Here is a 17,382-nt window from a genome sequence, read left to right on the forward strand (position 1 = left end):
CCAGGAACCGATTGAAACCGCGAGCCAGATCGCCCAACTCATCGGCGCGACTGGAATCTAACCGGTGGGTCAAATCTCCACCACCGCTACCGATGGCAACCAGCGCCGCTGTTACCTGACGAATCGGCCGTACCAACCCACGGGCCAGCAACACCACCAGCAACAGGCACACCAGCGCTACCGCCAAACCGATGCCGCTGCTCATCCACATGGCGCGGCGGGCTTCGGCATAAATTTGCGACTGCGGCACTTCGGCCACCAGGGTCCAGCCGAGGTCACGAAGCGGCAGGCTCAACGCGAGAAAGTCTTCGCCGTTGCGCTGGAAGCTGCTGTTGGTGGCAGCGGCCTTGAAGGTAGAGAGCTGACCAATGACGGCTTGCGCCGCTGACTCGCCAATCTGCTCAGCCAGCGTGCGCTTGCCGCTGAATTGCGCTTCAGGATGAACCTGGATCAAACCGTCGGAACGCACGAGATAGACCTTGCCGCGCTCACCAAAGCTGAAGTTGTGAATCAGCTCCGACAGTTCTTTCATGCTCAGACCAAGCCCGGCAACGCCCACGACTTTACCGGCCTGCTCGACCTTGAGGTCGATGAACAGCGCCAATTCTCCGGTGGCCGTGTCGTTGTCGATATTGAGGGTGCGCGGCTGGTCGCTGTCGAGGAACGCATAGAACCAGGCGTCCTTGGGATTGGAACGACTAAGGGTCCGGTCCAGGCCTTTTTCGGTGAAGTAGTGATTGGACGCCGTGCCGATAATCAGCGCGGTAAAGGCTTTGTGCTCGGCGCGCAGGCCTTCGAGATAAGTAGCAAACGTGCCGGTCCGGGTACTGTCTTCACCCCCGGCCAGCCAGTCGCGCACCATGCTGTTGCTGGCGATGTCCTTGGCGGCGGTGAGGGGCTGGACGAGGATCCGCTCGATGTCGTTGCGCATCGCTTCGATGCTCGACGGCAAGGCTTGCTCGACCAGATAGCTCTGGGCGAGACGATTGACCACCAGGGTATAAATGCCAACCACGATCAGGATACTGACCAGCAGGGCGGTGCCCATACTCAGGATCAATTGCCATTGAATACTGCGTCGCCAGAACTGCATGGAGCACCCCCAAAGAATAAGAGGCTGAAACACTGCAACAGCCGTGCCGATTGTATACAAACCAACCGACAATCTATTCTTTGGTTGTGCGCAAAGCCGATCAGGCCTGATTGATCGTCTTGGAGATCACTTCAACCGTGGCGCTGACTTGCTCTTGGTAACGGTCGAGTTCGAGCTTGTGCTGCTTCTGCATTTCAATCTGCCGGGAACACAGATTCATCGCCGCCAGCACCAGCAGTCGGTCACCGATCAGCGTCGGGTACTTTCTCTTGGTTTCGGCCAGGGCTGCCTTCAACATCATCGCGGCGTCCAGCAGGGTTTGTTCTTCCCCGGCCGGTGCCTTGATCGAATAGTCCTCCCCCAGGATCGAGACGACTTTTACCCCTGCGGCGTTGTAACTCATGCGCTGACAGGACCCGCGCTGACACGCTCAACCAGGGCCTGGATGCGAGCCGCCGTGGCGCCTTGCTTCTCTTCCTGCTCCATCAGGCTCAGTTGCAGGCTTTCGTTTTCATCCTTGGCCTGGGCCAGTTCTGCAGTCAGGGTCTGGTTAGTGCCGAGCAGGGTCTGGTTCTGTTGCACCAGATCGCTGACCAGTTGTTCCAATTGGCTTAGAGATGCTTCCAACATTTTGATTTTCCGGGCTTTTTCAAAGGGCGCGTACGATAAAGAAAAGTCACCGTGGATGCCAGGGTTATACAGGCGCAAAGCCTTGATTTTGCTGACGGGCGACCTTCCTCGCGAGTTTTAAAGACTGTGACAGGCCGATCTGGTTCCTGCACTTCGTCGCCATTAGGTGCAACCGGCTAAAACAAGCAGGACTCAAGACTTCAGTCCGGCGACCGATAAGTCATTCATACAGCAGCCTAAGCCCCGCACGGATGCGCTCTTTTTTGGTGAACGCCATGTCCCTTCGTAATATGAATATCGCCCCTCGAGCGTTCCTCAGCTTTGCGCTGATCGGCGGCTTGATGATGATTCTGGGGGTGTTTGCCTTGAATCAGATGAGCAAGATCCGCGGCGCCGCCGAAAACATCACCAATAACAGTGTGCCGAGCATCAAGAGCCTGGACGAGTTCACCCAACTCACCTTGCGCCTGCGCGTGCTGTCCTACCGTTTGCTGGTGAACCGCGAACCTGACGTGCAGCAGAAAACCATGGAACTGCTGGAACTGCGCAACCAGCAGATTCGCACCGCCCAGGTGACCTACGAAAGGCTGATCGCCAACCCGCAGGAACGTGCAACCTACGATCAATACGTGCAACTGCTGGGGCAATATCGCCAGATCGAAGACCGGATGAAGACCCTGTCGCGTAACAATCAGGTCGATGAACTGCGCAACCTGCTCAACACCGACTTGCTGAGCAACTCCGAGGCAATCAACACCGTGTTGAACCGCCTGCTGGAGATCAACACCCAGCAGACCCAAGACACCAACCAGCAGGCCGCCGACCAATATGATTCGGCGTTCAACCTGGTGATCACCCTGCTGGTGATTGCCACTGCGCTGACGCTGCTGTTCGCCTGGTTGCTGACCAACAGCATCACTCAACCGATCGCCAACGCCCTGAGCGCCGCCGAACAAATTGCCGAAGGCAACCTGACACGCCCGATCACCGTCGACGGCGAAGACGAAGCCGGCCGCTTGCTGCTGGCCATGTCGAAGATGCAGGAAAAACTGCGCGACACGCTGCAGCGCATTTCCGGCTCGGCCACACAGCTTGCGTCCGCTGCCGAAGAACTCAACAGCGTCACCGACGAAAGTGCCCGCGGCCTGACCCGGCAAAACAACGAAATCGAACAGGCCGCCACTGCGGTCAATGAAATGACCAGCGCCGTGGAAGAAGTCGCCCGCAACGCGGTCAGCACCTCCGAAGCGTCGAAGAACGCCACCACGTCTGCCGGTGACGGTCGTGATCTGGTGCAGGAAACCGTCAGCGCAATCGAACGCATGAGCGCCGACGTGCAAAGTACCGCGACCCTGATCGGCGACCTGGCCAATGAGTCCCGCGACATCGGCAAGGTGCTGGATGTGATCCGTGGCCTGGCCGACCAGACCAACCTGCTGGCCTTGAACGCCGCCATCGAGGCCGCGCGCGCCGGTGAGGCCGGTCGAGGTTTCGCGGTGGTGGCCGACGAGGTTCGTGCCCTAGCTCACCGCACCCAGCAGTCGACCAGTGAAATCGAACGCATGATCGGCAGCATCCAGAGCGGCACCGGGCACGCGGTGGATTCGATGCGCAACAGCACCGAGCGCGCCGAATCGACCCTGAACATCGCCCGCGGCGCCGGGATGTCGCTGGATACCATCAACAGCGCCATCGTCGAAATCAACGAACGCAACCTGGTGATCGCCAGCGCCGCCGAAGAACAGGCGCAGGTGGCCCGTGAAGTGGATCGCAACCTGGTGAACATTCGCGACCTGTCGGTGCAATCGGCCACCGGGGCGAATCAGACGAGCGCGGCGAGCAGTGAGCTGTCACGCCTGGCGGTGGACCTGAACACCCTGGTTGGGCGGTTTAGCCTCTAACGGCCACGCCCCTCTGTAGCAGCTGGCGGAGCCTGCGTTCGGCTGCGAAGCAGTCGTAAAATTCGAGTCCTCGATTCACCTGAAACACCGCGGTGTCCGATTCAGCGACTGCTTCGCAGCCGAACGCAGGCTCCGCCAGCTGCTACAGGGATAACCTGCGTTCGCCTTAGTGAAAAGCTTTTTGACAGCATCACATTTCAACAGGTTAGAATCGCTGGCACGCAGACTGCATGGTCAGTTTGCGCCCGCCTTTCAGCTTTCTGGAGTACTGCCTTTGAATGCGACGACCATCAACAGCCTGTTCTTGATCGGCGCGTTGCTGGTAGGTGCGAGCATTCTGGTGAGCTCACTTTCGTCCCGCCTCGGCATCCCGATTCTGGTGATCATCCTGGCCGTCGGCATGGCGGCCGGCGTCGATGGCGGCGGCATTATCTTCGACAACTATCCCACGGCTTATCTGGTCGGCAACCTCGCGCTGGCGGTGATCCTGCTCGACGGTGGCTTGCGCACCCGGGTGTCGAGTTTCCGCGTGGCGTTATGGCCGGCGTTGTCCCTCGCCACCGTCGGGGTACTGATTACCACCGGGTTGACCGGCATGGCGGCCGCATGGCTGTTCAACCTGAACCTGATCCAGGGCCTGCTGATCGGCGCCATCGTCGGCTCCACCGACGCCGCGGCGGTGTTCTCGCTATTGGGTGGCAAAGGCCTGAACGAGCGGGTAACCGCCAGCCTTGAAATCGAATCCGGCAGCAACGACCCGATGGCGGTGTTCCTCACCGTCACCCTGATCGACATGCTCGCCAGCGGCCAGACCGGCCTGCACTGGAGCCTGCTGACCCACCTGCTGCGCGAGTTCGGCATTGGTGCTGTCATCGGCCTGGGCGGTGGCTGGCTCATGCTGCAACTGGTCAATCGCATCAACCTGGCCACCGGCCTGTATCCGATTCTGGTCATCGCCGGTGGCCTGGTGGTGTTTGCCCTGACCAACGCCCTGCACGGCAGCGGCTTCCTCGCGGTGTACCTGTGTGGATTGATGATCGGCAACCGTCCGGTGCGCAGCCGTCACGGCATTTTGCACATGCTCGACGGCATGGCCTGGCTGGCACAGATCGGCATGTTCCTGGTGCTGGGGCTGCTCGTGACGCCTCACGATCTGCTGCCAATTGCCTTGCCGGCACTGGCACTGGCGCTGTGGATGATTCTGTTTGCCCGACCACTGTCCGTAGTGGTTGGCCTGCTGCCGTTCAAAGCCTTCCATGGTCGTGAGAAAGCGTTCATCTCCTGGGTCGGCCTGCGCGGCGCGGTCCCGATCATTCTGGCGGTATTCCCGCTGATGGCCGGCCTGCCCAACGCCCAGCTGTACTTCAACCTCGCGTTCTTTATCGTGCTGGTATCGTTGTTGGTTCAGGGCACTAGCCTGCCGTGGGTCGCCAAGCTGTTGAAGGTGACGGTCCCCCCGGAGCCTGCACCCATCTCCCGTTCGGCCCTGGAAGTGCACGTCACCAGCGAGTGGGAGCTGTTCGTTTATCGCCTCGGCGCGGAGAAATGGTGCATCGGTTCGCCCCTGCGCGAACTTAAAATGCCCGAAGGCACCCGTATCGCCGCCCTGTTTCGTGGTCAACAATTGCTCCATCCGTCGGGTAGTACGGTGCTCGAAGTCGATGATTTGCTGTGTGTTATCGGCCATGAACACAACCTGCCAGCCCTCGGAAAACTCTTCAGCCAGGCGCCTCAACGGGGCCTCGATCTGCGCTTCTTCGGCGACTTCGTTCTGGAAGGAGACGCCCAGCTGGCAGCGGTTGCTGCCCTGTATGGCCTGAAGGTCGAAGGCATCGATCCGGACATGTCCCTGGGCCATTTCATTGCCCAGAAAGTCGGCGGTGCGCCGGTGGTGGGTGACCAGGTGGAATGGAACAACACCATCTGGACCGTGGCAGTCATGGACGGGAACAAGATCGGCAAAGTGGGCGTCAGATTCCCCGAAGGAAGTCGCCCGGGCCCCGGACTCTTCCTCTAAACTGCTTCCACTCTCACTTGCTTGACCGGTCTTTATGCCTAACCTGCGCTCCATTTTCGCCATTGCCCTGTTGGGCTTGAGTCTTTCTGTCGGTACTGTCGGTACATTGCAAGCGGCCGAACCGCCTTCCAGCGAAGCCGTGCAGGCGAGCCTGGACAAGATCGCCGACCGCAAACTGCCGGAAGCCGATCAGAAGGCCCTGCAAACCGTCCTGCAAAACACGCTGAGCCAGCTCAACAACAAGCGTGATTACGAGCAGAAACTGGTCGCGCTCAAGCAGCAATTGAACAATGCGCCCAAACAGACCGTCGAGAACCAGCGTGAACTGACCCGCCTCAAAGCCAGCACCGTGGTGCCGGTGGCGCAGCGTTTCGCCAAAGAACCGATCCAGCAGCTGGAACAAATGCTCACTGAGCGCTCCACCCAGCAAAGCGATCTGCAAAAAGCCCTGGCCGATGCCAACAGCCTGATCATCACCGCCCAGACCCGCCCCGAGCGTGCTCAGGCGGAGATTTCGAGCAGCCAGACGCGCATCCAGCAGATCAACAACATCCTCAAGACCGGCAAGGACGGCGGCAAGGCCTTGAGCGCCGAACAGCGCGACCAGCTCAATGCCGAGCTGGCAGCGCTGAACGCCCTGATCCCGCTGCGGCGCCAGGAACTGGCCGGCAATACCCAACTGCAAGACCTCGGCAACAGCCAGCATGACCTGTTGTCGGAGCGCTCCGACCGCCTGGATAAGGAAATCCAGGAACTGCAAACCCTGATCAACCAGAAGCGTCTGGCGTTGTCCCAGGAAACGGTCACCCAGCAATCCATCGAAGCGCAGAAAGCCGGCGGCAGCAGTCTTCTGGCCACCGAAAGCGCGGCCAACCTGAAGCTTTCGGACTACCTGCTCAAAAGCACCGACCGCCTCAACGAAGTCACCCAGCAAAACCTGCAGACCAAGCAACAACTGGACAGCCTGACCCAGAGCGATTCGGCGCTGGACGAGCAAATCAACGTGCTCAAAGGCAGCCTGCTGCTCTCGAAGATTCTCTACAAACAGAAACAAGCGTTGCCGCGCCTGCGGCTCGACCGCAACCTGGCCGACCAGATCGCCGACATTCGCCTGTATCAGTTCGAAGTCAGCCAGCAACGGGAGTTGCTGAGCAGTCCGACCACCTACGTCGAAAACCTGCTGTCGACCCAACCCCCCGAGCAAGTCACCCCGCAGCTGCGCAAAAGCCTGATGGAACTGGCCACCACCCGTGCCGACCTGCTGGAGCGACTCAACCGCGAACTGAGTGCGGTGCTCAATGAATCCATCACCCTGCAACTGAACCAGAAGCAACTGCTCAGCACGGCGCAAAGCCTGCGGGCGACACTCGATGAGCAGATGTTCTGGATTCCGAGCAACAAGCCGCTGGAGCTGGAGTGGATTCGCAGTGCGCCGGATCGCCTGCAGCGTCAACTTGATTCACTACCGGTACTTTCAAGCCTGAGCGAACTGGCCGACGGCCTGACCCAGCGCCCGCTGCTGTTCCTGCCACTGGCACTGCTGATCGGTGCGCTGTTGTGGCGCCGCAAGAATTTGTACGCGCGACTGATCAAGGTTCACCAGGACATCGGTCACTTCAAACGCGATAGCCAGTGGCACACGCCGCAGGCGATTCTGATCAACATCCTGCTGGCGATGCCGGTTTCCCTGGGCCTTGCATTGTGCGGGTTGGCCCTGCGAATCGACGCCCGTGGGCAGAACGCCAATATGGGCGCGGCGCTGCTGCAAATGGCCGGGGCCTGGCTGGTGTTCTACACCGCCTACCGGATCCTCGCACCGGGTGGTGTGGCAGAACTGCATTTCCGCTGGGAAAAGCCCCAGGTGGAATTCCTGCGCAGATGGGTCCGCCGACTCGGCATAGTGGTGATGGCACTGGTGACCGTAGTGGCCGTTGCCGAACTGCAACCGGCGGCGCTGGCCGATGACGTGATCGGCATGCCGGTGGTGCTCACCTGCTACGCCTTGATGACCTTGCTGCTCAGCCGCTTGCTGATCAGCAGCCCGACCCACGAGAACGCCTCGCTGTTCCGCAAGCTCGTGGGGATCCTGTTCACCGCCCTGCCCGTCGCGCTGTTCGTGGCCGTGTGCTTCGGCTACTACTACACCGCGCTGAAGCTCAGCGACCGCTTGATCAACACCCTGTACCTGCTGATGTTCTGGCTGGTGATCGAAGCCACCTTCGTGCGCGGCCTCAGCGTGGCGGCCCGACGCCTGGCCTACCAGCGCGCCCTGGCCAAACGTCAGGCGGCGAAGGAGGCCGGAGACGGCGAGGGGGTGATCGAAGAGCCGAGCATGGACATCGAGAAGGTCAACGAACAGTCCCTGCGCCTGATCCGCCTGGCGCTGCTCGGCGGCTTCATGGCGGCACTGTATTGGGTCTGGGCTGACTTGATTACGGTGTTCTCGTACCTGGACAACGTCACCCTCTACGAATACACCAGCGGCACCGGCGCCAATATGAGCATGGTGCCAATCAGCATCGGCGACATGCTTGGCGCGCTGATCATCATCGGTATCACCTTTGCCCTGGCACGCAACCTGCCGGGTCTGCTGGAAGTGTTCGTGCTGTCCAAGCTCAACCTGGCCCAGGGCAGCGCCTACGCGACCACCACGTTGCTGTCGTACGTGATCGCCGGCGTCGGTTTCGTCTCGACGCTGTCGACCCTGGGCGTCAGCTGGGACAAGTTGCAATGGCTGGTGGCGGCGCTGTCGGTCGGCCTCGGTTTCGGCATGCAGGAGATCTTCGCCAACTTCATTTCCGGCATCATGATCCTGTTCGAGCGCCCGGTGCGGATCGGTGACACCATCACCATCGGCAACCTGTCGGGTACCGTGAGCAAGATTCGCATCCGCGCCACGACCATCACCGACTTCGATCGCAAGGACATCATCGTCCCGAACAAGACGTTCATTACCGGGCAACTGATCAACTGGTCGCTGACCGACACCATCACCCGGGTGACCCTCAAGCTCGGCGTCGACTACGGTTCGGACCTGGACCTGGTGAAAGAACTGCTGCTCAAGGCTGCGCGCGATAACCCGCGCGTACTGAAAGACCCGGAACCGCACGTGTACTTCCTGAATTTCGGCGAAAGCACACTCGACCACGAGTTGCGCATGCACGTGCGCGACCTCGGCGACCGCAACCCGGTGCTCGATGAGGTCAACCGCTTCATCAACCGCGAGTTCAAGAAGCAGCACATCAATATCTCGTTCCGGCAGATGGAGGTTTACCTCAAGAACCTGCACGGCCAGGAATACAAGATGGTGCCGATCGAACCGGAAGCGAAAACCATCGTGCCACTGGTCGATGGCAAACCGCCGCAAGAACCGCCCGCCGCCAAACTCGACTAACCGGCCTTTCCCCAGCAGAATGCTCGGACATTCTGCTGGAGCCGGCCCTTGAAAGCCCTCGACGAACTCACTTTCGATAACCGCTTCGAGCGCCTGGGCGATGCGTTTTCCGCCCATGTGCTGCCCGAGCCCATCGACAATCCACGCCTGGTCGTGGCCAGTCCCGCCGCCATGGCGTTGCTGGACCTCGACCCGGTCGAGGCCGAAACCCCGGAGTTCGCCGAACTGTTCAGCGGCCACAAGCTCTGGGCCGATGCGATACCAAGGGCGATGGTCTATTCCGGGCATCAGTTCGGTTTCTACAACCCGCAATTGGGCGACGGTCGCGGCCTGTTGCTGGGCGAGGTGTACAACGAGGCCGGCGAACATTGGGACCTGCACCTCAAGGGCGCCGGCCAGACGCCGTTTTCCCGCATGGGCGATGGCCGGGCCGTATTGCGTTCGTCGATCCGCGAATTCCTCGCCTCCGAAGCCCTGCATGCCCTGAACATCCCGACCACCCGCGCCCTGTGCGTGATCGGCTCCGACACCCCGGTGTGGCGCGAAAAGCAGGAGCGCGCGGCCATGCTCTTGCGTCTGTCGCCGAGCCATGTGCGCTTCGGGCACTTCGAGTATTTCTACTACACCAAACGCCCCGAGCAGCAGAAAGAGCTCGGTGATCATGTGCTGGCCATGCACTTCCCGGAGTGCCTGGAACAACCGGAGCCGTACCTGGCGATGTTCCGCGAAGTGGTCGAGCGCAATGCCGAACTGATCGCCAAATGGCAGGCCTATGGTTTCTGCCACGGAGTGATGAACACCGACAACATGTCGATTCTCGGGATTACTTTCGACTTCGGCCCGTTCGCCTTCCTCGACGACTTCGACGCCAACTTCATCTGCAATCACTCCGACGACCAGGGCCGTTACTCCTTCAGCAACCAGGTGCCGATTGGCCAGTGGAACCTCAGCGCGTTGGCCCAGGCCCTGACGCCGTTCATCAGCGTCGAAGCCCTGCGCGAAACCCTCGGCCTGTACCTGCCGCTGTTCCAGGCCCATTACCTGGACCTGATGCGCCGCCGCCTCGGCCTGACCACCGCGGAGGATGACGACCAGAAATTGCTGGAGAACCTGCTGCAACTCATGCAAAACAGCGGCGTCGACTACAGCCTGTTTTTCCGCCGATTGGGTGATGAAGCGCCGGAACAGGCCATCGCTCGCTTGCGTGATGACTTCGTCGACCTCAAGGGCTTTGATGCCTGGGGCGAGCTCTATGTCGCCCGGGTGGCCCGTGAAGGCGCGCTTGATCAAGAGCAGCGCCGCCAGCGGATGCACGCGGTCAACCCGCTGTACGTACTGCGCAACTACCTGGCACAAAAGGCCATCGATGCGGCAGAGAGCGGCGACTACTCGGAAGTCCGCCGACTGCACGCGGTGCTGAGCAATCCGTTCGAGGAACAACCGGGGATGGAAAGCTATGCAGAGAGGCCGCCGGAATGGGGCAAGCATCTGGAGATCAGTTGTTCGTCGTGAGGCGGGTCAGATAAAGACTTCTACCGGCACATTGAATCGCTCGGCCAACCAGCGGATCTGCCGCAGGTTGAGCTGGCGCTTGCCGCTCAGGATCTCGGAAACGACCGACTGAGGGCCGACACCAGGCAGGTCGCTTTGAGTCAATCCATGTTCGCGCATCATGTAACCGAGCACTTCGGCACCCGTGGCTTCGGGCATAGGGCGATGCTTGTGATCCCATTCCTCAATCCAGTCACCGATGATGTCCACCAGACTCATCAGAGGATGCGACTCGTCAATTCCGGTCATCTCGAGTAACTCGTCGAGCGCCTGCACCAGCGTGTCATAGTCGTCTTCGTTTTTGGGTTTGCGTAGCAGTGGCGATACGAACTCCCAGTGCTCGGCCGCGTTTTTGATCAGAACGCTCATGCTCTTCCCTCCTTCCATTTACCGCGGTCATATTCGCGGTGATCCAGCACATGCTTGATGTAGATTTTTTGCTGCTGATATCGAACATAGGCGATCAACCGTAATTTATTACCGCCAATATCGAAAACGTGAAACTCACCGACCTTGTCGGTTGCGGGAAATGAAGATTTCATTGCCGCAAAATCACTTGGCTTGACGCGCTTTGCCATTCGATACCACTGGTCCAGCGCGCTGGCCGCCTGCGGCCACTTTTCCTTGGCGTCCCAGATTCGTTTTTCGGAAAACACTCGCATGCAACATCCTTATCGCATTCTGCTATGGGGAGTTAATCACAGTTCAAAAATATCGCAAGTTGCGATAATCCTAGGTAGACCAGCGGTCTGGCTCAGCACGACTCAGCCTAGTTTTATCGCCAGACACTGCGCGATTGAAAACATGAGCAAACGTCTCCAACTAGGTGTTATCAGCTTCCAATTGGATATCGCTCATGACCGACCCACTCCACATCCCCTGCCCCCACTGCAACGGCCTCAACCGCATTCCCGCCGAGCGGCTCAACGATCACCCCAAATGCGGACGCTGCAAGGCCGAAGTCCTGCTGAGCAAACCGTTTGAATTGAAGCAAGGCGACTACGCCAGCCAGATCAAGGGTGATCTGCCGCTGCTGGTGGACGTATGGGCGGACTGGTGCGGGCCGTGCAAGTCGTTTGCACCGGTGTTCGAGCAGGCAGCCGGGCAACTGGCGGGCAAGTGCCGGCTGGCCAAGCTCGATAGCGAGGCGAACCAGCAGTTGTCGGCGCAATTGGGGATTCGCTCGATTCCAAGCCTGATCCTGTTCAAAAACGGCCGGGAAATCGCCCGGCAGAGCGGGGCCTTTCCGTTACCGCAGTTGATGGCCTGGCTGCGTAGCCAGGGTATCTGAAGCAACACAGACCCTGTGGGAGCGGGCTTGCCCGCGATAGCGGTGTTTCAGTCAGCAGTGATGTTGACTGTGAAGCCCTCATCGCGAGCAGGCTCGCTCCCACAGGTTTTCCGTGTCTCCTGATAATCAGGCGTTTTCCAGCAGGTTATGCAACTCGACGAATTGCTGGGTCAGCTTGTGCCGCGGGTCGAGATGGATCAGCGGCGTATTGGCCTGGTGGGATTCGCGCATGCGTACCGAACTGGCCAGGTACACCGGCAGCACCGGCAGGCCTTCGGCGATCAGCTCATCGAGAATTTGCTGGGGCAGGCTGGCGCGGGCCTGGAACTGGTTGACGACGATGCCTTCGACTTCCAGGCTTTCGTTGTGGTCTTCCTTCAACTCTTCGATTTCCGCCATCAGGCCGTACAGTGCCTGGCGTGAAAAACTGTCGCAGTCGAAAGGAATCAACACGCGATCGGCCGCGATCAGCGCCGAAACCGCATAGAAATTCAACGCCGGCGGGGTATCGAGGTAAATCCGGTCGTAGTCTTCGCTCAGCTCTTCAAGCAACTTACGCAGCTTGTTGATCTTGTGCTTGGCTTCAAGCTTTGGCTGCAAGTCCGCCAGCTCGGCGGTGGCGGTCACGACATGGAGGTTATCGAACGGGGTTTCGTAGATGTCGACTTGATTCTTCTTGGAGAACGGCCCGGAAGACAGCGTTTGCTTGAAGAAATCGGCGATGCCCATCGGGATATCGTTACCAGTGAGCCCCGTCAGGTACTGAGTGGAGTTGGCCTGGGCATCGAGATCCACCAGCAGGGTGCGAAAACCCTCGCTGGCACTGACCGCCGCCAGATTGCAGGCAATGCTGGATTTTCCAACGCCACCTTTCTGATTGAACACCACGCGCCGCATGTCAAAACCTCCGTGTATCAAAGAATGACCGAGTGTAGTAGTCCACGGCGTTACTTCGCTACCTCGCTGGCACAGGGACTACGCAGTCAGTTGCCTTCTCTTGCTTGAAAAGCCCCAAACGGCTCGGTGAGTCGACGCCAGAGCCGACAGACGGGGTAATTACTTTGTGAATAATTACCAATCGTTCAATTTTTTCGAGTCAGCCGCTTCATCTTATTGAGCAAAATGTAACCAGCATTTGCTACACGTTCCCGGCACCGGGATAATGCGCGCCACTCGGCGCCAAACGCCACGCAGGGCGAGTCTCGTCTCTCGGCCACTCCCCGCGTCAAGTAAGCCCGTGAGGGTGGGATGAATGTCTGTGATCAACTTCAACATCGCCCAATGGCGCGCTTGGGCCCCAGGGCTTGATAGCGTGAACGATTGGCAGGCCTGGTGCCGACAACCGGTCGTGCTGCCGAACAGCGATGCCGCTCCCGACGTTTCTTTTCTGCCGGCCATGCAGCGCCGGCGGCTCAGTCGCCTGGCGCGGATGGCATTCAGTGTCGGTTGGCCATTGGCCGAAGGTCGGCAGGATCTGCCGTTGGTCTTTGTTTCCCGTCACGGCGAAACGCCCCGCACGGTCGACATTCTTAGTGATCTGGCCGCCGATCAGCCGCTGTCGCCGACCCAGTTCAGCTTGTCTGTGCATAACGCGATTATTGGTTTGTGGTCGATCATGCGTGGTGAAACCAGCGAAATGACGGCCCTGGCTGCCGCAGGCGACGGCCTGGAACACGGCATGCTGGAAGCTGCTGCGCTGCTGGCTGAGGGTGCTCGCGCGGTACTGCTGGTGATCACCGAAGAGCAGCCGCCCGAGGCTTACTCAACCTGGATCGACGACGTGCCGTTCCCTTATGCCGTCGGCCTGCTGATTACCCCCGGCACCGACTGGCGGTTGTCCCTGAACAGCCCGTCGGATGCGTTGTCCAAACCCCGCTGGCCACACGCGCTGAATCTGTTGCGTACGCTGCTCGGCCAGCAAACCACCTGCCAACATGCCTGGAAAAATCGTGTATGGACCTGGCAACGCAACCCGTGACCGAGAAAAACCGCGACGCCTACTACTGGCGGTTGCTGGCCACCGCCGCGAGCTTTGCCCTGTTCGGGTTGGGCGGGCTGTGCCTGCGCCTGGTGATTTTCCCTGTGCTGAACTGTCTGCCGGGCGACGCCCGGACCCATCGGCTGCGGGCCCGGCAAACGGTCAGCCGCTGTTTCTGGATTTTTGTGCGTTTCATGGCCCGTACCGGGGTGCTCACCTACGACATAGAAGGCGCGGAAAAACTCGGTCGTCCCGGGCAGATGATCATGGCCAATCACCCGTCGCTGATCGACGTGGTGTTTCTGATCGGCCTGGTGCGTCACGCCAACTGCGTGGTCAAGCAAAGCCTCTGGGAAAACCCTTTCACCCGCGGACCGCTGCGCTGCACCGAATACATCAGCAACGACGGCAGCATGGACATGCTCGATGCGGCCGCCGACGCGCTGAAAGACGGCCAGACCCTGATCATTTTCCCCGAAGGTACGCGCACCCGGCCCGGCCAGGCGCCGGCCTTTCATCGGGGCGGCGCGGCAATCGCCCTGCGTGGTGCGAAAATCCTCACCCCGGTCATTATCAAGGTCAGCCCGACCACATTGACCAAGGCCGAACCCTGGTATCGCATCCCCAAGCGGCGCGTGCACTTCAGTTTTCGGGTCGGGGCCGATATAGACCCACAGACCTTCGCCTCGCTGGGCCCCGCTCCGCAAGCCTCGCGCAAGCTCAACGATTATTTGCATTCTTACTTTATCAAGGAGCTCGCCGAAGATGAGCGATCTGAACACCCATAGCCTGGTGCTGGAAATCAAAGAGCTGATCATCGACGCCCTGGGCCTCGAAGACATCAGCGCCGAAGACATCGACAACGAGCAGACGCTGTTCGGCGAAGGCCTGGGCCTGGACTCGGTGGATGCCCTGGAACTGGGCCTGGCCATCCAGAAAAAGTACGGCATCAAAATCGACGCCGATGCCAAAGACACACGTAATCACTTCAGTAACGTGGCGAGCCTTGCGGCGTTCGTCACCGCAAAACAGGCAGCTTGAGACCGGACCATGCAAACTCGTGACGACATTTTCAACACCCTGCGCGATGCCTTGGTCGAGCTCTTCGAACTGGACCCTGAGCGTGTGAGCCTGGAATCCAACCTGTATCAGGACCTGGAAATCGACAGCATCGACGCGGTCGACCTGATTGATCACATCAAACGTCAGACCGGCAAGAAAATCGCCGCCGAAGAATTCAAATCGGTGCGTACCGTCAGTGACGTGGTCGAGGCGGTCTACCGTCTGGTTCAACCGGTCGCATGAATCGACTGATTGGCCTCGGCCTGCTGCTGGCGGGTCTTTTGTATCCCTTTGCGGTGTATTTCGGCATGGAGCATTTCGCCCCGTGGCAGTTCGGACTGCTGCTGGGCGGACTGTGGCTGGCCCGGGCGCTGACCGGCAAACGACGGCCTGGCAGCCTGTGGATGGCCACCGTGGCCATTGTGTTCTGTCTGTTGCTGGCATTGTTCGACAGCCCGGCGCTGTTGCGCTGGTATCCGGTGTTGATCAGCGCCTTCATGCTGGTGCTGTTCGGATCGAGCCTGACATTCGGCCCGCCGATCGTTGAACGCCTGGCCCGGGTGCGCGAGCCGCAATTGCCGGCCGAGGGCATTCGCTATACCCGTCAGGTGACTATCGCCTGGAGCGTCTTTTTTCTTTGCAACGGTGTGTGCGCCGCCGCCCTGACCCTCTGGGCGCCGCTGAGCTGGTGGACGTTGTACACCGGCCTGATTTCCTACGGATTGATAGGCCTGATGTTTGCCATTGAATGGCTCATACGACTAAGGGTACGAGGCCACCCATGATTTGGATAAAACTTGAGCACTTGCTGCTCAAGGCTCAGCCGGAGCGCGCCGTAACGACCGGGCCGGCACTGGATCACGCCCGACTGTGCGAACAGGCGCTGCGTCTGGCCGCCGGCCTGCAAGCCCGGGGTGTGCGGCAGATGGCCGTGCACCTTGAAGATGCCGCCGATCTGGCGGTCGCGTTGCTTGGTGCCTGGCGTGCCGGGGTCAGTGTGCTGCTGCCGTCTGACCTGCAACCGCAGACCCGCCAGCGCTGGTCAGGTGAAGTTGATCTGTGGCTGAGCGATCAACCCGACGATGCGCACCTGAGCGACTTTCGTCATCCGCCACTGAGCGCGGCGGCGCTGGATCTCGATCACTGCCAACTCAGCCTGTGCACATCCGGCTCCAGTGGTGAACCCAAGCGCATCGAAAAGAACCTGCGCCAACTGGCCAATGAAGTCGAAGCCCTGGAACAGTTATGGGGCGCGGACCTTGGCCCGGCATGCATCATTGGCAGCGTCGCCACCCAGCACATCTACGGTCTGCTGTTCCGGGTGCTGTGGCCGCTGTGTGCCGGGCGCCCGTTCGTACGTCGGCAGTTGGCCTTTCCAGAAGACCTGCAACGCGCCAGCCGCGAGCACCCGGCCTTCGCCTGGGTGGCCAGCCCGGCGTTGCTCAAGCGCATGGGCGACAACCTCGACTGGCCTGCCTTGGGCTCCGTACGCCGGGTGTTTTCCTCCGGCGGCGCATTGCCGGTCGAGGCCGCACAGAGCCTGCGGGAGCGTCTGGGGCAATGGCCAACGGAAATTTTCGGCAGTTCGGAAACCGGCGGCATCGCCTGGCGCCAGGGCGCTGAACTCTGGCGGCCGTTTGCCGATGTCACGCTGACTCAAGACAGTGAGGGTGCGCTGCAGATCGCTTCACCCTACTTGCCTGGCGGTCATGTCGAACAGACTGCCGATTCAGCCCGCATCGCCGTCGATGGTCGCTTCGAATTGCTCGGGCGACTGGACCGGATCGTCAAACTGGAAGAAAAACGCATCTCGTTGCCGATGCTGGAACAGGCGCTGACGGCCCATGAATGGGTCATCGAAGCTCGGCTCGGCGTCGTTCAGGAAAACCGCGCCTCCCTGGGGGCGTTGCTGGTGTTGAGCGAGGCCGGTTTGCATGTTCTGCGCAATCAGGGTCGACGCAGCCTCACCGAGCAATTGCGCCAACACCTGAGCCAACACTGCGAAGCCCTGGCCCTGCCAAGACGCTGGCGCCTGCTGCGACAACTGCCGCTGAACACTCAGGGCAAACTGCCCCAGGCCGACGTCGACGCCCTGCTGTTGGCGCCGCGCCCCAAAGCCCCAGAGGTGCTGGAGCAAGTCGAAAGCAATGGCGAATGGAGCCTGCAACTGGCCGTGCCACCGGACCTGGCCTATTTCAGCGGTCATTTCCCCAAGGCGCCGGTATTGCCTGGCGTGGTACAGGTGGACTGGGCGCTGAGCCTGGGCCAGCAACTGATGAACCTGCCGAAAAAATTCGCCGGCATGGAAGTCTTGAAGTTCCAGCAACTGGTGCGCCCGGGAGATGAAGTCCAGCTGCACCTGCGCTTCGACCCTGCGCGCGGCAAATTGTATTTCGCCTATCGCAACGAAACCGCCACCTGCTCCAGCGGGCGGATCTTGCTGGAGGCGGCGCATGCATAAGCTG

The 17,382-nt window shown here is 60.3% G+C and carries 15 protein-coding genes and 3 pseudogenes; 12 read left to right on the plus strand and 6 right to left on the minus strand.

Annotated features, from left to right (window positions below):
* Positions 1 to 4: 4 nt before the first annotated feature.
* The 3 genes and pseudogenes from AB4Z35_RS03400 to AB4Z35_RS03410 all read right to left on the minus strand — a co-directional run.
* Positions 5 to 1,093: pseudogene (locus AB4Z35_RS03400) on the minus strand (HAMP domain-containing protein); the annotation flags it as partial.
* 100 nt (positions 1,094 to 1,193) lie between these two features.
* The gene (locus AB4Z35_RS03405) at positions 1,194 to 1,496 is read right to left on the minus strand and encodes a cell division protein ZapA (RefSeq protein ID WP_204930769.1); all 303 of its coding nucleotides are present in this window, start codon (positions 1,494 to 1,496) and stop codon (positions 1,194 to 1,196) included.
* The gene (locus AB4Z35_RS03410) at positions 1,493 to 1,723 is read right to left on the minus strand and encodes a hypothetical protein (protein ID WP_007971835.1); all 231 of its coding nucleotides are present in this window, start codon (positions 1,721 to 1,723) and stop codon (positions 1,493 to 1,495) included. The genes AB4Z35_RS03405 and AB4Z35_RS03410 overlap by 4 nt, the downstream gene beginning before the upstream one ends.
* 341 nt (positions 1,724 to 2,064) lie before the next feature.
* On the opposite strand from AB4Z35_RS03410, the pseudogene AB4Z35_RS03415 reads away from it, so the two are divergent.
* From AB4Z35_RS03415 to selO, 5 genes and pseudogenes are all read left to right on the plus strand, one after another.
* Positions 2,065 to 2,721 (plus strand): annotated as a pseudogene (locus AB4Z35_RS03415) (MCP four helix bundle domain-containing protein); the annotation flags it as partial.
* 303 nt (positions 2,722 to 3,024) lie between these two features.
* Positions 3,025 to 3,624 (plus strand): annotated as a pseudogene (locus AB4Z35_RS03420) (methyl-accepting chemotaxis protein); the annotation flags it as partial.
* 274 nt (positions 3,625 to 3,898) lie between these two features.
* On the plus strand, positions 3,899 to 5,641 hold the full coding sequence (locus tag AB4Z35_RS03425) for a potassium/proton antiporter (protein ID WP_007981173.1): 1,743 nt from the start codon (positions 3,899 to 3,901) through the stop codon (positions 5,639 to 5,641).
* Between the two features lie 34 nt (positions 5,642 to 5,675).
* Positions 5,676 to 9,035 (plus strand): mechanosensitive channel MscK, encoded by a 3,360-nt coding sequence (mscK, locus tag AB4Z35_RS03430; RefSeq protein WP_442096033.1) that lies wholly within the window; start codon positions 5,676 to 5,678, stop codon positions 9,033 to 9,035.
* Between the two features lie 48 nt (positions 9,036 to 9,083).
* Positions 9,084 to 10,547 (plus strand): protein adenylyltransferase SelO, encoded by a 1,464-nt coding sequence (gene selO / locus AB4Z35_RS03435; RefSeq protein ID WP_442096034.1) that lies wholly within the window; start codon positions 9,084 to 9,086, stop codon positions 10,545 to 10,547.
* 6 nt (positions 10,548 to 10,553) lie between these two features.
* Here the strand turns inward: selO and AB4Z35_RS03440 are convergent, their stop codons facing one another.
* The gene (locus AB4Z35_RS03440; RefSeq protein ID WP_442096035.1) at positions 10,554 to 10,955 is read right to left on the minus strand and encodes a helix-turn-helix domain-containing protein; all 402 of its coding nucleotides are present in this window, start codon (positions 10,953 to 10,955) and stop codon (positions 10,554 to 10,556) included.
* Positions 10,952 to 11,248 (minus strand): type II toxin-antitoxin system HigB family toxin, encoded by a 297-nt coding sequence (locus tag AB4Z35_RS03445; RefSeq protein WP_277533907.1) that lies wholly within the window; start codon positions 11,246 to 11,248, stop codon positions 10,952 to 10,954. Before AB4Z35_RS03445 ends, AB4Z35_RS03440 begins: the two co-directional genes overlap by 4 nt.
* A gap of 194 nt (positions 11,249 to 11,442) precedes the next feature.
* On the opposite strand from AB4Z35_RS03445, the gene trxC reads away from it, so the two are divergent.
* Positions 11,443 to 11,877 (plus strand): thioredoxin TrxC, encoded by a 435-nt coding sequence (gene trxC, locus AB4Z35_RS03450; protein WP_442096036.1) that lies wholly within the window; start codon positions 11,443 to 11,445, stop codon positions 11,875 to 11,877.
* Positions 11,878 to 12,003: 126 nt separating this feature from the next.
* Here the strand turns inward: trxC and AB4Z35_RS03455 are convergent, their stop codons facing one another.
* Positions 12,004 to 12,774, minus strand: coding sequence for a ParA family protein (locus tag AB4Z35_RS03455; protein ID WP_442096037.1), 771 nt, complete (start codon positions 12,772 to 12,774; stop codon positions 12,004 to 12,006).
* A 355-nt stretch (positions 12,775 to 13,129) separates the two neighbouring features.
* On the opposite strand from AB4Z35_RS03455, the gene AB4Z35_RS03460 reads away from it, so the two are divergent.
* Genes AB4Z35_RS03460 through AB4Z35_RS03485 form a run of 6 tightly spaced genes read left to right on the plus strand, consistent with a single transcriptional unit; the run spans position 13,130 to position 17,378 of the window.
* The gene (locus AB4Z35_RS03460) at positions 13,130 to 13,855 is read left to right on the plus strand and encodes a beta-ketoacyl synthase chain length factor (protein ID WP_442096038.1); all 726 of its coding nucleotides are present in this window, start codon (positions 13,130 to 13,132) and stop codon (positions 13,853 to 13,855) included.
* Positions 13,831 to 14,643, plus strand: a complete 813-nt coding sequence (locus AB4Z35_RS03465; RefSeq protein WP_277533900.1) for a lysophospholipid acyltransferase family protein — start codon at positions 13,831 to 13,833, stop codon at positions 14,641 to 14,643. The genes AB4Z35_RS03460 and AB4Z35_RS03465 overlap by 25 nt, the downstream gene beginning before the upstream one ends.
* Positions 14,621 to 14,896 (plus strand): phosphopantetheine-binding protein, encoded by a 276-nt coding sequence (locus AB4Z35_RS03470; protein WP_442096039.1) that lies wholly within the window; start codon positions 14,621 to 14,623, stop codon positions 14,894 to 14,896. Before AB4Z35_RS03465 ends, AB4Z35_RS03470 begins: the two co-directional genes overlap by 23 nt.
* Before the next feature lie 9 nt (positions 14,897 to 14,905).
* Positions 14,906 to 15,160, plus strand: coding sequence for an acyl carrier protein (locus AB4Z35_RS03475; protein WP_007993766.1), 255 nt, complete (start codon positions 14,906 to 14,908; stop codon positions 15,158 to 15,160).
* Positions 15,157 to 15,702 (plus strand): hypothetical protein, encoded by a 546-nt coding sequence (locus AB4Z35_RS03480; RefSeq protein ID WP_007993768.1) that lies wholly within the window; start codon positions 15,157 to 15,159, stop codon positions 15,700 to 15,702. The genes AB4Z35_RS03475 and AB4Z35_RS03480 overlap by 4 nt, the downstream gene beginning before the upstream one ends.
* On the plus strand, positions 15,699 to 17,378 hold the full coding sequence (locus tag AB4Z35_RS03485) for an AMP-binding protein (RefSeq protein ID WP_442096040.1): 1,680 nt from the start codon (positions 15,699 to 15,701) through the stop codon (positions 17,376 to 17,378). The genes AB4Z35_RS03480 and AB4Z35_RS03485 overlap by 4 nt, the downstream gene beginning before the upstream one ends.
* The last annotated feature ends 4 nt before the right edge of the window (positions 17,379 to 17,382 follow it).

This window comes from Pseudomonas sp. KB_15 (assembly GCF_052114525.1).
Classification (GTDB): domain Bacteria; phylum Pseudomonadota; class Gammaproteobacteria; order Pseudomonadales; family Pseudomonadaceae; genus Aquipseudomonas.